Source organism: Ruegeria sp. YTSA064, assembly GCF_059610325.1.
The window spans coordinates 120,943-135,188 of sequence record NZ_JBXWNK010000009.1 but is presented as its reverse complement, the minus strand read 5'-3'; the positions used below and the strand labels follow the sequence as shown (position 1 = coordinate 135,188).

The 14,246-nt window shown below is 56.0% G+C and carries 14 protein-coding genes and 1 riboswitch; of the genes, 1 reads left to right on the top strand and 13 read right to left on the bottom strand.

What is annotated here, in order from left to right; genetic code table 11:
• Positions 1-78: 78 nt before the first annotated feature.
• From rpsA to AC2FI7_RS15020, 3 genes are all read right to left on the bottom strand, one after another.
• Positions 79-1,755, bottom strand: coding sequence for a 30S ribosomal protein S1 (gene rpsA, locus AC2FI7_RS15030; RefSeq protein WP_010438032.1), 1,677 nt, complete (start codon positions 1,753-1,755; stop codon positions 79-81).
• A gap of 237 nt (positions 1,756-1,992) precedes the next feature.
• On the bottom strand, positions 1,993-2,313 hold the full coding sequence (locus tag AC2FI7_RS15025; RefSeq protein WP_310793670.1) for a DUF6525 family protein: 321 nt from the start codon (positions 2,311-2,313) through the stop codon (positions 1,993-1,995).
• Between the two features lie 118 nt (positions 2,314-2,431).
• Entirely contained in the window at positions 2,432-2,968 is a 537-nt protein-coding gene (locus AC2FI7_RS15020) for a hypothetical protein (protein ID WP_010438026.1), read from the bottom strand.
• Between the two features lie 218 nt (positions 2,969-3,186).
• Here AC2FI7_RS15020 and AC2FI7_RS15015 point away from each other — a divergent pair, with 218 nt between their 5' ends.
• Positions 3,187-3,663 carry a YHS domain-containing (seleno)protein gene (locus AC2FI7_RS15015; RefSeq protein WP_010438023.1) on the top strand — a complete coding sequence of 159 codons (477 nt, stop codon included), beginning with the start codon at positions 3,187-3,189 and terminating at the stop codon, positions 3,661-3,663.
• Positions 3,664-3,687: 24 nt separating this feature from the next.
• Here the strand turns inward: AC2FI7_RS15015 and AC2FI7_RS15010 are convergent, their stop codons facing one another.
• From AC2FI7_RS15010 to miaB, 10 genes are all read right to left on the bottom strand, one after another.
• Positions 3,688-4,311, bottom strand: coding sequence for a (d)CMP kinase (locus AC2FI7_RS15010; RefSeq protein WP_010438020.1), 624 nt, complete (start codon positions 4,309-4,311; stop codon positions 3,688-3,690).
• Complete coding sequence (gene aroA, locus AC2FI7_RS15005; protein WP_496816508.1) at positions 4,311-5,669, bottom strand: 3-phosphoshikimate 1-carboxyvinyltransferase; 1,359 nt, start codon at positions 5,667-5,669, stop codon at positions 4,311-4,313. Before aroA ends, AC2FI7_RS15010 begins: the two co-directional genes overlap by 1 nt.
• Positions 5,670-5,738: 69 nt before the next feature.
• Positions 5,739-6,449 carry a tRNA (guanine(46)-N(7))-methyltransferase TrmB gene (gene trmB / locus AC2FI7_RS15000; RefSeq protein WP_496816510.1) on the bottom strand — a complete coding sequence of 237 codons (711 nt, stop codon included), beginning with the start codon at positions 6,447-6,449 and terminating at the stop codon, positions 5,739-5,741.
• A 99-nt stretch (positions 6,450-6,548) separates the two neighbouring features.
• Positions 6,549-7,730 carry a methionine adenosyltransferase gene (metK, locus tag AC2FI7_RS14995; RefSeq protein WP_496816512.1) on the bottom strand — a complete coding sequence of 394 codons (1,182 nt, stop codon included), beginning with the start codon at positions 7,728-7,730 and terminating at the stop codon, positions 6,549-6,551.
• Positions 7,731-7,735: 5 nt separating this feature from the next.
• A riboswitch (SAM-SAH riboswitch) is annotated at positions 7,736-7,784 on the bottom strand.
• Between the two features lie 21 nt (positions 7,785-7,805).
• Positions 7,806-9,332 carry an apolipoprotein N-acyltransferase gene (lnt, locus tag AC2FI7_RS14990; protein ID WP_496816514.1) on the bottom strand — a complete coding sequence of 509 codons (1,527 nt, stop codon included), beginning with the start codon at positions 9,330-9,332 and terminating at the stop codon, positions 7,806-7,808.
• Complete coding sequence (locus tag AC2FI7_RS14985) at positions 9,329-10,213, bottom strand: hemolysin family protein (RefSeq protein WP_010438005.1); 885 nt, start codon at positions 10,211-10,213, stop codon at positions 9,329-9,331. The genes lnt and AC2FI7_RS14985 overlap by 4 nt, the downstream gene beginning before the upstream one ends.
• Positions 10,214-10,249: 36 nt before the next feature.
• On the bottom strand, positions 10,250-10,744 hold the full coding sequence (gene ybeY, locus AC2FI7_RS14980) for an rRNA maturation RNase YbeY (protein ID WP_010438003.1): 495 nt from the start codon (positions 10,742-10,744) through the stop codon (positions 10,250-10,252).
• A 42-nt stretch (positions 10,745-10,786) separates the two neighbouring features.
• The gene (locus AC2FI7_RS14975; protein ID WP_029621672.1) at positions 10,787-11,809 is read right to left on the bottom strand and encodes a PhoH family protein; all 1,023 of its coding nucleotides are present in this window, start codon (positions 11,807-11,809) and stop codon (positions 10,787-10,789) included.
• 147 nt (positions 11,810-11,956) lie between these two features.
• Positions 11,957-12,661, bottom strand: coding sequence for an outer membrane protein (locus AC2FI7_RS14970; protein WP_496833486.1), 705 nt, complete (start codon positions 12,659-12,661; stop codon positions 11,957-11,959).
• A 224-nt stretch (positions 12,662-12,885) separates the two neighbouring features.
• Positions 12,886-14,205, bottom strand: coding sequence for a tRNA (N6-isopentenyl adenosine(37)-C2)-methylthiotransferase MiaB (gene miaB, locus AC2FI7_RS14965; RefSeq protein WP_010437994.1), 1,320 nt, complete (start codon positions 14,203-14,205; stop codon positions 12,886-12,888).
• Positions 14,206-14,246: the final 41 nt, after the last annotated feature.

The window sequence follows — 14,246 nt, the reverse complement described above, 5'->3', positions numbered from 1 at the left end:
GAACATATTGATTCGCAACAAAAACGGCCCCGCGCATGCGCACGGGGCCGAAATTCTTGGTTAGGCTTTCGCCCTGAATCAGTCGCCGGACTTCAGCGCTGCACCCAGGATATCGCCCAGCGATGCGCCCGAGTCGGAAGAACCGTACTGTTCCACGGCCTCTTTCTCTTCGGCGATTTCGCGTGCCTTGATCGACAGGCCCAGACGGCGGGTCTTACTGTCGACGTTTGTGACGCGAACGTCGACCTTGTCACCGACCGAGAAACGCTCGGGGCGCTGTTCGGCGCGGTCACGGGACAGGTCCGAACGGCGGATGAAGGATTTCATGCCTTCGTACTCGACCTCGATGCCACCATCCTCGATTGCGGTCACTTCGACGGTTACGATCGAGCCACGCTTCACGCCGCCCACGGCTTCGGCGAACTTGTCACCGCCCAGGGCTTTGATCGACAGCGAGATACGCTCTTTTTCGACATCAACTTCCGAGACAACGGCCGAAACCATGTCGCCTTTGCGGTAGTTCTGGATCGCATCTTCGCCACGCTCGTCCCAGGACAGGTCCGACAGGTGAACCATGCCGTCGATGTCGCCTTCGAGGCCAATGAACAGACCGAATTCGGTGATGTTCTTGACTTCGCCTTCGACCTCTGTGCCTTCGGGGTGAGTTTCTGCAAACACTTCCCATGGGTTGCGCTGAGTCTGCTTCAGGCCCAGAGACACGCGACGCTTGGCGCCGTCGATTTCCAGAACCATGACATCGACTTCCTGGCTGGTCGAAACGATCTTGCCGGGGTGGACGTTTTTCTTGGTCCAGGACATCTCGGACACGTGCACCAGACCTTCGACACCGGCTTCCAGCTCGACGAACGCGCCGTAGTCGGTGATGTTGGTGACGCGACCCTGATGGACCGAGCCCAGCGGGTATTTCGCAGCAACCAGATCCCACGGATCTTCCTGCAACTGCTTCATGCCCAGGCTGATGCGGTGGGTCTCTTTGTTGATCTTGATGACTTGAACCTTGATGGTTTCGCCAATTGTCAGGATCTCGGACGGGTGGTTCACGCGGCGCCATGCCATGTCGGTGACGTGCAGCAGGCCGTCAACGCCGCCCAGGTCAACGAATGCACCGTATTCGGTGATGTTCTTGACAACACCCTCTACGGTCTGACCTTCGGACAGGTTGCCGATAACTTCAGCACGCTGTTCGGCACGCGATTCTTCAAGGATTGCGCGACGCGAAACAACGATGTTGCCACGACGGCGGTCCATTTTCAGAATCTGGAACGGCTGCTTCAGACCCATCAGCGGGCCAGCATCGCGCACGGGGCGAACGTCAACTTGCGAGCCGGGCAGGAACGCAACTGCGCCACCCAGATCAACGGTGAAGCCACCTTTGACGCGACCAAAGATTGCACCTTCGACGCGCTGGTCGTCGGCATATGCTTTTTCCAGACGGTCCCATGCCTCTTCACGGCGGGCCATCTCGCGCGAGATGACGGCTTCGCCACGGGCGTTTTCTGCGGCGCGCAGGTAAACTTCTACCTCGTCGCCTACAGCGATTTCAGGGGCTTCGCCGGGATTTGCGAATTCTTTCAGATCAACGCGGCCTTCCATTTTGTAGCCTACGTCGATGATGGCTTGACCGGCTTCGATCGCCAGAACCTTGCCTTTGACAACAGAACCCTCTTCGGGCGTGTCCATTTCGAAGCTTTCATTCAGGAGGGCTTCGAATTCCTCCATGGATGCGTTAGCCATGTGGCGTTGTTTTCCTTTACAGTACGTTTTTGCTGGCCGAGCGGTTGTCTCCGCCGGTCTTGTTTCATGATGTCTTTAGGCGTGATCCGGTGCGGCCCTGAGCAAACAAACACAAAGGGCCGAGGTTACCCGGCCCTGCTCAGAAACGTCATCCGGACGTTGACCGCCCTTGTATCGACAGCGCGCGTATAGGCGGATTCCAATGCTTGCGCAAGTGCAAAGCCAACAAACGCTGGCTTATGCAGCAGGATCAGCGCTTGATTGCTTGCCCGGCGTGTCCCAAATCAACGCATCTTGCCGCAACATGGATCGCTCAATGGCGTCAAGCCGCAGAATAGCGGCCATGGGATTTGCCGAACCCCCAGCTTGGTCCCAGATTTTGAGAGCCGAGGCCGGACTCCATGGCAAACAAGCAGGCGCCAGCCACTGCCTAAGGCCTTGCGGTAATGCGTCATAGGCCTGCATCGGCGAGCCCCGCCGCCTACGACGTTTGAGCTGAGTCTGCAAATTACGGCCTGAATTGCCTTTGATTGCCCTACCGGCGTTGGCAGGGATCACACCTCGTATTACATCGTAACGCGCAGACACACAGAAACTCCATCTTTCAAGCTTGCGTTACGATATCATATAACATAAACCTTTTAGCAAGACGTTCTTTGGGTCGTGCAGTCGGAAATTAGATTTCCTCGCCCTTTTTTAACAGTTCCTTGAACAGCTCTTGCTGCAACTCACCGCTGTCGCCGCCGCCAAACTGTGCCCCCCCACTGGAATAGAGGGTGCCATATGTTTGTGCGATGTTCACAGTTTGCGCGATGCCCGAAATCAATTGATCCCTTTCCAGCGACAAAAGCGGGTGCAGGAACGCCGCCCAAACCCTGCCGTTCGCGATCGCATATCGCGCATCCAATGCCGTATCGAAATTGGCCTGCATCATCCGTTGCATGTCGGCCTGAGTCAGACCGTCTGCAGTTCGGATCGGAACCATCACGCGCATACGGTCCGCATTGGTATCAGTCACAACAAATACACGCGTCTCTGAGATCTTCAGTTCAAAACCAGGCCCGTGGGGTTGCGCGTCGGGATCCAGCGCAAACAGAATTTTACCCAGGCGTTCGTATGTCATCGGGGGTTCTTTGATCGGAGACGGGGTTTCAGCTTCCTGAGCAGCGATGCCGGTGGCCGTTAACACCAGAAACAAAACTATTCGGATCATGTGGCCCCTCCTGTAGATATAGAAACGACCATAAGATGTTCAGTTCTGACGAACCAAACAAAGCTCTGTGAACACTTATCACACATCATGCATCAGTTAGGACGATCTGCAATACTTTGCGTTCTATCGGCGATTACGCGTCCGAAAAGCCTTTCCTATTTTCACCCCATCGGCCGACGACTGTTGCGGCCAGGAACCAAATGGAAAGGAATAACCAAATGAAATCTCTTGCCCTTACGGCCCTTGCGATGACACTTGCCCTTACTGCTCCTGCATTTGCTGCAGATGAAATAAACGTCTCAAAGGGTATCTCTGCTGCTGGCGCTCCATTGGCGGTACATGGTGTAGATCTGGTGGCCCTGGTGAATGACGGCAATCCGGTCGAGGGTTTTGCAACCCATACAGCGACCTATGACGGCGCGTCCTACTATTTCACCAGTGCTGCAAACCTTGAAGCGTTTGAGACCAACCCAGCAGCATTCTTGCCTCAACACGGCGGATATTGCTCATTCGGTGTTTCGGTCGGAAAGAAATTTGACGGCGACCCGGATCAATATCTGGTTGCCGACGGAAAGCTGTTCTTGTTCCTGAACGCAGACACCCGTGCATCTTTCCTGAAAGACGTCACCGGGACAGCAAAAACCGCCGATGATCAGTGGGCCAACATCAAAAGCATCGCTGTAGGCGAGCTGTAAGGAATTGGCCCTGCCTGAAGGCGATTATGCTTTAGGCAGGGTCATTTCGATGACTTCGATCGCACGGGCCAGTGCAGCATCGACACTCAGATCCGAGGTATCCAGCAGCACAGCATCAACTGCGGGCTTCATCGGTGCAGTGCTGCGTTCAGCGTCACGGGCATCGCGTTCTTTGACGTCTGCCAGCACCTGTTCGCGCGAGACATCATCGCCTTTGGCTGCAAGCTCCAGATATCGCCGTTCCGCGCGCACTTCGGCACTGGCCGTGACGAACAGTTTGACCTCGGCGTTCCGACAAATAACGGTTCCAATATCACGCCCGTCAAGAACTGCGCCTCCGACACGTCGCGCAAAGGCACGTTGGAAATCAACCAGTGCGCTGCGAACCTCGGGTATAACAGCCACTTTTGAGGCCGCCTTTGCGATCTCGGCCGTACGAAGGTCACCCTGACCCAACTCTTCTGCGGTTAGAGATTGCGCCGCCGTAACAGGCTCTTCACCTTGCAGCATGCGTCGTCCAACCGCTCGGTAAAGCAATCCAGTATCCAGATGGGCAAACCCAAAATGCGCGGCTACCGCCTTCGAGATCGTGCCCTTACCTGCCGCAGCAGGGCCGTCGATCGCAACCGTATACCCCTGCTCGAGCATCAGACGGGCCGGTTGTCGCGAAGCAGCTTGGCACCCAAACCCGTCATCAACGGCTCAAAGATCGGGAACGAAGTTGCAATCGGACCACCATCATCTACCGAAACCGCCTTTTTCGCACCCATACCCATCACCATGAAGGACATGGCAATGCGGTGATCGAGGAAACTCTCACAAATGCCGCCGCCGGGAACACCACCAATGCCTAGGCCCTCGACTGACCACCAATCGTCACCCTCGTCTACCGTCACGCCATTCGCGCGCAGGCCACGCGCCATTGCATCGATCCGGTCGCTTTCCTTGACGCGTAACTCTTTGACGCCGCCCATCATCATTGTGCCGGTTGCATTGGCGGCAACAACGGACAGCATAGGGTATTCGTCAATCATCGAGGCAGCGCGTTCTGGTGGGACGGAAATTCCCTTCATATTCGGCGAGTATTTTGCCCGCAGATCTGCAACGGGCTCACCACCCTCTTCGCGCTCGTTCTCATAGGTCAGATCCGCACCCATCTCGCGTAGCGTTGTAAACAAACCTGCACGCGTGGGGTTTAATCCGATGCCCGGCACCAAAACATCCGATCCGGGGGTAATCAGTGCGGCACATACCGGGAAGGCTGCGCTAGATGGGTCACGCGGCACCGCAATGACCTGCGGCTTCAATTCTGGACGCCCGGTCAGAGTAATCACTCGACCCTCGTCGGTATCCTCGACGGTGATTTCTGCGCCGAACCCGGACAGCATCCGTTCGGAATGATCACGGGTTGCCTCTTTCTCGATTACCACGGTCTTGCCGGTGGCATTCAACCCTGCCAGCAGAACAGCGGATTTCACCTGAGCCGATGGCACAGGCACCTCGTAACGAACGGGGATGGGGTCCGCAGCGCCGACGATGGTCATCGGCAGGCGTCCACCATTACGACCAACAGATTGCGTACCAAACAGCGCCAGAGGATCGGTGACCCGGGCCATCGGACGTTTGTTCAGGCTGGCATCCCCGGTAAAGGTCGCCGTTATCGGAGAGGTTGCCATCGCTCCCATAATCAGGCGCACACCGGTGCCCGAGTTCCCGCAATCGATCACCTGATCGGGTTCCGCAAAGCCGCCTACGCCAACGCCGTGCACCGACCATTCGCCGCCCCCGTGATCCGTAACTTCGGCCCCGAAGGCCCGCATGGCCTTGGCCGTGTCTAGCACATCCTCGCCCTCAAGCAGGCCCGAAATCCTGGTTTCGCCAACAGCCATCGCCCCCAGGATCAGGGACCGGTGCGAGATTGATTTGTCGCCAGGCACCTCTGCCGTGCCGGTCAGCGGGCCGCATGGATGCGACGTCATCGGGATGGGCGTGCCGTGTCCGGACATGGGGGCTCCTGTTTTCGCTATCAGTCCTCAGGCCGATTAGCGAATTGGGGCCGGTTGGTCCAGCGGCAATCAGTCTTTGCGTCGGAAGGTCAGATAATGCGGGGTACGCCCCTCGCGTAGGGCTTTTTGTTCGTAGCGGGTGGAAATCCAGTCATCCCAAGGCTCGCGCCAGTCGGCGGGGCGCTCGGCGAGCCACTCAAAACCGGCACGCGGTACCTCTTCAAGAGTCTGGCGCACATAGTCGGGGATATCGGTGGCAACACGAAATATCGACCCCGGTTTCAATGCACGCGCCAGAGGCTCCAGATGCTCAGGGGTCACGAACCTGCGCCGATGATGACGTGTTTTCGGCCACGGATCAGGATAGAGCAGGAAGGCGCGCGAGATGCTGGCCTCGGGCAGCACATCAAACAGATCCCGCACATCGCCGGGGTGCACGGCGAGGTTTTCGGCACCAGCCTGACGAATTTTGCCCAACAACATTGCGACACCATTGATGTAAGGCTCTGCTCCGATAATGCCGATACCGGGATTGTTTTGCGCCTGATGCACCAAATGCTCGCCACCACCAAATCCGATTTCGAGCCAGACAGGCTTGCCACCGAACAGGCCCTCTAGGTCCAAAGCGGTGCGTTCTGGGTTGGTTTCCCAATCTACCGCACCTGGAGACAGGGCGGCCAGATCTTCTGACAGATAAGTCTTTTGACTGGGCTTCAAGGTCTTGCCTTTGAAGCGGCCATAAAAGTTCCTGCGGGGGCGCTGTGGGGTCTGGTTGCTCATGCCCGTGCCCATACTGCTGACTCGTGCCTGAGGCAAGGGTGGAGGTTGGGGGCTGGCCCCCACACCTCCGGCGTATTTTTTTGAATAGGTGAACGGCGCTCAGACAGCCTGCTTAAGAGCGTCGGCCAAATCGGTACGCTCCCAGCTGAATCCGCCATCTGCATCGGGTTCGCGTCCGAAATGGCCATAGGCTGCAGTACGCTGATATATCGGCTTGTTCAGTTGCAGATGCTCGCGAATGCCGCGTGGTGTCAGGTCCATGACTTGACCGACAGCCTTCTCGATAACCGCGTCAGCGATCTCGCCTGTCCCGTGTGTGTCGGCATAGATCGACAGGGGTTTGGAGACGCCAATCGCATAACTTAACTGAATGGTGCAGCGTTCCGCCATTCCTGCCGCTACCACGTTCTTGGCCAGATAGCGTGCGGCATACGCAGCCGAGCGGTCCACCTTGGTCGGGTCCTTGCCAGAGAACGCACCGCCCCCGTGTGGCGCAGCTCCGCCATAGGTGTCCACGATGATCTTGCGCCCGGTCAGACCTGCATCGCCATCGGGGCCGCCGATCACGAACTTGCCGGTGGGATTCACATGCCACTCGGTCTCGGCAGTCAACCAGCCATCGGGTAGGGTTTCGCGAATATAGGGTTCGACAATCTGGCGGATATCATCCGAGGTCAGCGCCTCATCCAAATGCTGAGTGGACAGCACGATTGAGCTGACACCAACTGGAATGCCATCCCGATAGATGACCGACAGCTGCGATTTCGCGTCCGGGCCCAGCGCGGGCTCCGTACCGTTCTTGCGAACTTCGGCCAGACGGCGAAGGATTGCATGCGAATACTGGATCGGAGCTGGCATCAGTGCAGGTGTCTCGGTCGTGGCGTACCCGAACATGATACCCTGATCGCCCGCGCCCTCGTCTTTATTGTCAGCGGCATCGACACCCTGCGCTATATGAGCCGACTGTTCGTGCAGCAGGTTGGTTACCTCGACGGTTTCGTGGTGAAACTTGTCCTGCTCGTATCCGATATCTTTGATGCAGGCGCGCGCAATATCATCGATATGCGCCATGTAATCGTGAAGCTTGTCCTGATCCGACAGCCCCACTTCGCCGCCAATAACGACGCGATCAGTGGTGGCGAAAGTTTCGCACGCAACGCGGGCTTCGGGCTCTTCACGCAGGAAGGCGTCTAGCACCGCATCGGAAATACGATCGCAGACCTTATCAGGGTGTCCTTCGGATACGGACTCCGAAGTAAAGGTGTAATTCTGTCGGGACATAAATGTGCTCCACTAAGATTTTCCCATCACGTCAGGAAGCCGTTGCGAAGGGCAATTGACCGAATACGCGCGCAGTCAGGTAGGGTCAATCGGTATTTGACCGTTGAACCTACGGGTATGACGCCTGAGCAACGCCCAAGCTGCTAATATAAGGAAAAACACCGGTTTGTCCCCAATCCGGGAATATATCGTCGCGGCTTGGGGCTGCGGCAATTCGGCATCGATAAACCCGGCCTGCCCAAGCGCCAACGCGTCAGTAATTCGCCCCAAAGGGTCAATCATCGCAGAAACACCGGTATTGGCCGAGCGCAACATCGGCAGACCCTGCTCGATGGCGCGCATCTGTGCCTGTGCAAGATGCTGATACGGGCCGGAGCGAGTCCCGAACCACGCATCGTTAGTGATCTGCAAAAGAAAATCTGCCCGGCCCGGCGCGGACAGAACATCTTGTGTGAATACGGCCTCATAACAGATCAGCGGCAGAGCTTTCCCAAGCCCTCCTGCATCCATCAGGGCAGCGCCCGGCCCAGCGCTGAAACCACTTCCCGTGGTTGCCGCCATTCCGTGTATTCCAAACCGCGCCATCAATTCACCAAAGGGCACATATTCTCCGAATGGGGCCAGGTGGTGTTTGTCATACAGCCCTGCCTGTTGACCATCTCCATTCAAATAGATCATCGAGTTATAGATCTGCTGTCCGTCAGCACGCTGAATACCTAGAAAAACAGGCGTACCCTGCGCCGCTTCACCAATTGCTGAAAGATAGGGCTGCGCACTGCCAAGCCACGCCGGAACCGAAGTTTCTGGCCAGACAATCAGATCTGGCCTGGGCTCGGCTACCGTGAATTCAAGTTGGCGGGCAAAAAACAGGGGTGCATATTCCGGGTCCCACTTTTGGTGCTGTGGAGCATTAGGCTGTATCAGCCGCACGATACGGCTGGTGTATTCAACCGACGGCCGGTTCGCAGCGTAAGCCAGAGCCAATACAGTGCACCCCGCAGCCACAAAGATTGGCATCCCCAGGCCGCGTGGGGTCCGATCACTGGAGATGGCTGCACCGAGTGGAAAAGTCGCAATCAGCGTCAGTGCGCCCAAGCCATAAGGTCCTATCAGCGACAGGAGCTGAGCAAAAGGCGTATCCACCCAGATCTGAGCAATACCAGCCCAAGGAAACCCTGTAAGTATGTAACCCCGCGCAAACTCGGCCAGGGAGAGCGTCAAAGCCAGTAACATACCCTGCAGGATCGGCGATCCACCGATGCGTTTTGCAACTCCAAAGGCCAGCGCCCAGAACAATGCCAACCCGCCTGACAAGAAGATCAGTGCAAAGGGCGCCATCCAGGCATGGCGTTCTGCGTCAACCATGAATGGTTCGATGATCCAGTTTAGCGCATGGGCAAAATACCCGGTGGCGAACACCCACCCCAGCAAAGCCGCGCGGCGGGATGTTTCAGAGTTCAAGTACAATGGAGCAAGCAGGATCAGCGCCACCAATGCCGCTGGCCAAAAACCCAACGGGGCAAGCCCACAAGCAGCCACGATTCCCAAGGATGCCGCTAGCAGCAACCGCAACCAATAGGGCCACCCCTGGGCAGGATTCATGCAGCGATATCCGGCAACATGACGCGCAACCGCTTTATGCGGCGTGGATCTGCGTCAAGAACTTCGAATTCAGGCCCTTCGGGGTGGCATACCACCTCACCACGCGCCGGGACGCGCCCAGATAGCATGAAGACCAAACCGCCCAAAGTGTCGATCTCTTCTTCGTCCACATCTTCGTGGCTGGTCAATGAACGACCAATTTCGGCTTCAAAATCTTCAAGCGGAACCCGAGCTTGAACCACGTAGCAGCCAGGTTTTTCTTGTATCCAAAGCTGATCTTCATCGGCGTCATGTTCGTCGGCAATTTCGCCCACAACCTGTTCGATTAGGTCTTCGATGGTCAACAGGCCGTCGACACCACCGTATTCGTCAATGACCAGCGCCATATGACGACGTTCAGTTTGCATCTTGGTTAAAAGTACACCAATCGGCATCGAGGGCGGAACGAACAGCAAGGTCCTTAGCATTGACGTCAAATCAAACTCGGACGAGTTGCCATTAAATCCATGGGTCAGCGCGAAATCCTTGAGGTGGACAAAGCCCAGTGGAGTGTCGAGCGTTCCCTCGTACACAGGGATTCGCGACAATCCACTATCGCGAAAAATTTGCGCCAACTCGTCCTTGGGTGTTGTCGAGGGAACCGAGATAATCTCGGCCGTGGGTATCGCGACATCTTCGACCCGCATTCTGCGCAGGTTGATCATACCCCTCGGTTGTGAATCCGTGACCTTAGCCCCGTTCACCTGACTGGCTTCATCGCCCGGAGGTGAAAATGCGTCGAATATCCGGGATAAAAGCCCGCCTTTTTCATCGCTATCCGTGTTGCTGTTCTGTGAATGCGCGCCTTGCGCTGCCCTAGAACTGCCGTCTGTATCGCCCATTATCCTGTTCCAAATGATCGGGCAAAGCTGCCCCTGTCATACATTATATGGGTTATCTATACCCAGTTTGCCAAGTATTTCGATCTCAATCCGTTCCATCAAAGTGGCGTCGAGGTCACGAATGTGATCGTATCCTAACAAATGTAACGTGCCGTGAATTATCAAGTGGGTCACATGATCTTCCATTGATTTACCCGCTGCGATGGCCTCACGCGCGCAGGTGTCATATGAAATCGCAATGTCTCCCAAAGCGATTTCCCCAGTGAAATCGGGTTCGGGCAACATTGGTATGCCCCCAGGCTGATCAGGGGATAAATCTTCGGCAGGCCAACTTAAAACATTTGTCGGCTTCAGTTTTTCCCGGAATTCGGCATTCAGAACTGCGATCCGTTCATCGTTACAACCCAACAAGCTGATTTCGCAGAGATCCGATTTGAGACCGCAATAATCAAGAACTTCAATGAGTGCGCGTTGTGCCAGCGGCTCCAATTCCCTCCAGCGCTCGTCTTCGATCGTTACATCCAGAATCATACCGGCTCTCCAAGGCTCCAAAACCCTTCGGAACCTTGGGTTTCACCCCGTTTCGCGGCCCGAGTCGGCCTCATACGCCTCAATAATGGCGGCGACAAGCGGGTGGCGCACGACATCTTTCGACGTGAAATAATTGAAACTGATATTCGGGATCGTCTTCAGCAGTCTTTCCGCATCCGCCAAACCCGATTGCACACCGCGCGGCAAATCGACCTGTGACCGGTCTCCGGTGATCACCATGCGGCTGCCTTCGCCAAGTCTGGTCAGGAACATTTTCATTTGCATGGTGGTGGCATTTTGCGCCTCGTCCAGCACGACAAAGGCATTCGCCAGCGTCCGCCCACGCATAAACGCCAGAGGCGCAATTTCGATCCGTTTTTCTTCGATCAGCTTGGCCAGCTGCTTGCCCGGGAGGAAATCATTCAGCGCATCATAAAGCGGCTGCATGTAGGGATCGACTTTATCCTTCATGTCACCGGGCAGGTAACCCAGCTTTTCGCCGGCCTCTACCGCTGGACGGCTGAGAATGATCCGGTCCACATGGCCTCCGATGAACATCGACACACCCACAGCAACAGCCAGATAAGTTTTACCCGTACCTGCGGGGCCGATTCCAAAGGCCAGCTCATTGTTAAAGAGCGACTGAACATATGCCTTCTGGGCGTCTGTCCGCGGCTCAACCAGCTTCTTACGGGTTTTGATTTCGACCGTTCCGCCCTTGAACATCTCAAGCTGGTCACCATCCCGTGTACCAGTTCCGGCCTCGGAAGTGCCCATGCGCAACTCGCGATCGACATCTGCTGCCTCGACATCTCGCCCACCTTCAAGCCGAGTGTAGAGCGCCTGCAGCACTTCAATGGCCTGCTTTTGCGATTCTTCATCACCTAGCACGACCAACTGATTTCCACGCCGCACGATCTGCACCGAAAGCTTTTGCTCGATATCGGTCAGGTTACGGTCATATTCGCCGCACAAATCGATTAGTAGTCTGTTGTCTGGGAACTCAACAAGCGCCTCACGCTGGGGCATATCTTCTTGCGGTGGGGTCAGGGCACCGATGGCCAATCCGTTCTCCTGTCTTGGCGTTTCACCCCGAGCGTAGACAACATATTGAGGTGGACGCAAGGCGCAGTTTCGTTTTTTGCAAACGGGATGACAAATGCGCCGATCAACGCCGTTGTTGCGCATAAAATATCAGTTTTTGCGAATGGTTCAGAATGTATAATTCAATCCGATCCGCAATCCGCGGTAGCTTGGCGTCGATTTGGTGCTGAAAGAAGGGCCCAGTTCTACGGTTTTTGATTCGAACTGCAGATATTCGAGCTCACCAGTAATCGACCAATCGTCATTCAGTCTATGCTCGGCACCCAGGCTGGCAGAAAAACCCTGACGTCGATCAACGTCTTCAAAGCGGGTAGTCCCACCCACTTCGGTCACAGAAGCCGACGTTGTGATATCACCACGCACATAGCCCACTGTAACGAAGTAAAGGACACTCTTGCTGCGGTTTGTAAGTCCATTTCGAAGGCGGATCGAGAATACATCGGAAATTGCAGATCTGCCGCTGACGGGTGTTCCGCCGATCTGTCCCGACGTGCTTCCGTCCAGAGTGCCAAAGTCGTGGCCGACTTCCAGACCATAGACATAGTCGCGCCCGCCTCTCGCAGGCAAAATCCCGCGCCAACCCCCGCGAAACCCGGCAAAGTTGCCGTCAGTACTGACCTCTCCGATCCCGAAAACTGAGCCGCCATTGACCTGCAAGCCAAACTCATCGGAACCACCCGTTGCACGACTGGCGCTCACCCCCAGATAAAACGCCCTGATATCGCTGGCATATCGTTCGGACGAAATCACGTCAGGTTCAGTGACTTCCCCGGTCACATCCCCAGCCAAAGTCGGAGCAGCGCAAGATAACATCAATAAGAGGGCCGTCAAAACGCGGGACATCTTCGATTTTGGAAAACATATCCAGCTCACTACTCGTACCCTCCGCCATCATGGCTTGCCTCTTCGGGTCAACAGTTTCGTAGGCCGCAAAACCCACACCCGAGAAATCTGGCCTCTCTCGGAGCATAGTTCCAAGTCATAAATCAAGGGTTAAATTTGGTCGGAAGGAACCCTTGCAGCATACGTATATTGGATTAAATCACGTCGCCGCCCAGCGAGTTCGCGCCAGAGGATTTGATCCTTACCTTACGTAAATCTCCACGTGCCACATCTGCATCCGAAACGTGAACCGCGTGAAGATACTCGGATTTTCCAACCATCTGGCCCGGTTGACGCCCAGATTTTTCAAACAGGACAACGACTGTTTTGCCAACCATGGAATCCTGAATCACTCGCTGATGACGTGTAATCAAGGCTTGTAACCGTTGCAGACGCTCGTCTGCCACTTCGGCATCGACCTGTGGCCGTTCTGCCGCAGGCGTACCGGGGCGGGTAGAATACTTGAATGAATACGCGTAGCCGTATTTGACCTCTTCCACCAAATCCAGAGTAGCCTGAAAATCCTCATCTGTCTCTTCGGGGAAGCCTACGATGAAATCGCCGGACATTAGAATATCGGGCCGCGCTTCGCGGATGCGTTCGATCAATCGCAGATAGCTTTCAGCCGTATGACTGCGGTTCATGCGTTTCAGAATTTTGTCCGATCCCGACTGCACCGGCAGGTGCAGATAAGGCATCAGTTTTTCGCAGGTCCCATGTGCCTCGATCAGCGCATCGTCCATGTCGTTCGGATGCGAGGTGGTAAAGCGGATGCGCTCCAACCCATCGACCTTGTTCAACTCCCAGATCAGGCCCGCAAGGGTCATGTCCCCATTCGGCCCAGCCCCGTGATAGGCATTTACGTTCTGCCCCAGCAACGTGATCTCGCGTACGCCGCGTTCGACCAGATCCTGCGCCTCACGAATAATGCGGTCTGCAGGCCTGCTGACCTCGGCCCCGCGGGTATAGGGCACCACGCAGAATGCACAGAATTTATCACAGCCTTCCTGCACGGTCAGAAAAGCAGTCGGGCCGCGCTTCGCTTTGGGACGGTTCTTGAGCTTCTCGAATTTGTCTTCTTCGGGGAAATCGGTATCCAGCGCCTTTTCACCCGCGCGCGTCTTCGCCTCCATCTCGGGCAGGCGGTGATAGCTTTGCGGACCCACCACCAGATCGACCAGAGGCTGACGGCGCATAATCTCTTCGCCCTCGGCCTGGGCTACGCAGCCAGCGACACCAATCTTCAATTCCGGCTTTTCTGCTTTCAGCCCCTTGAACCGGCCCAGTTCGGAATAGACTTTCTCAGCTGCTTTTTCACGAATGTGGCAAGTATTGAGAAGGATCATATCCGCATCATCGGCCGATTTGGTCTCGACATACCCCTGCCCGCCCAGCGCTTCGGCCATGCGTTCACTGTCATAGACGTTCATCTGACAGCCATAGGTCTTGATAAACAGCTTTTTCGGTTCAGACATGGGTTGGCCTTTGCAGTCGCTGGGTCGGCGTCGTCTATACG

Excerpts from the sequence above, each read along its gene's own strand:
- rpsA (WP_010438032.1), bottom strand. The coding sequence starts at position 1,755 with ATGGCTAACGCATCCATGGAGGAATTCGAAGCCCTCCTGAATGAAAGC.
- AC2FI7_RS15020 (WP_010438026.1), bottom strand. The coding sequence starts at position 2,968 with ATGATCCGAATAGTTTTGTTTCTGGTGTTAACGGCCACCGGCATCGCT.
- AC2FI7_RS15015 (WP_010438023.1), top strand. The coding sequence starts at position 3,187 with ATGAAATCTCTTGCCCTTACGGCCCTTGCGATGACACTTGCCCTTACT.
- AC2FI7_RS15010 (WP_010438020.1), bottom strand. The coding sequence starts at position 4,311 with ATGCTCGAGCAGGGGTATACGGTTGCGATCGACGGCCCTGCTGCGGCA.
- aroA (WP_496816508.1), bottom strand. The coding sequence starts at position 5,669 with ATGTCCGGACACGGCACGCCCATCCCGATGACGTCGCATCCATGCGGC.
- trmB (WP_496816510.1), bottom strand. The coding sequence starts at position 6,449 with ATGAGCAACCAGACCCCACAGCGCCCCCGCAGGAACTTTTATGGCCGC.
- metK (WP_496816512.1), bottom strand. The coding sequence starts at position 7,730 with ATGTCCCGACAGAATTACACCTTTACTTCGGAGTCCGTATCCGAAGGA.
- lnt (WP_496816514.1), bottom strand. The coding sequence starts at position 9,332 with ATGAATCCTGCCCAGGGGTGGCCCTATTGGTTGCGGTTGCTGCTAGCG.
- AC2FI7_RS14985 (WP_010438005.1), bottom strand. The coding sequence starts at position 10,213 with ATGGGCGATACAGACGGCAGTTCTAGGGCAGCGCAAGGCGCGCATTCA.
- ybeY (WP_010438003.1), bottom strand. The coding sequence starts at position 10,744 with ATGATTCTGGATGTAACGATCGAAGACGAGCGCTGGAGGGAATTGGAG.
- AC2FI7_RS14970 (WP_496833486.1), bottom strand. The coding sequence starts at position 12,661 with ATGTTATCTTGCGCTGCTCCGACTTTGGCTGGGGATGTGACCGGGGAA.
- miaB (WP_010437994.1), bottom strand. The coding sequence starts at position 14,205 with ATGTCTGAACCGAAAAAGCTGTTTATCAAGACCTATGGCTGTCAGATG.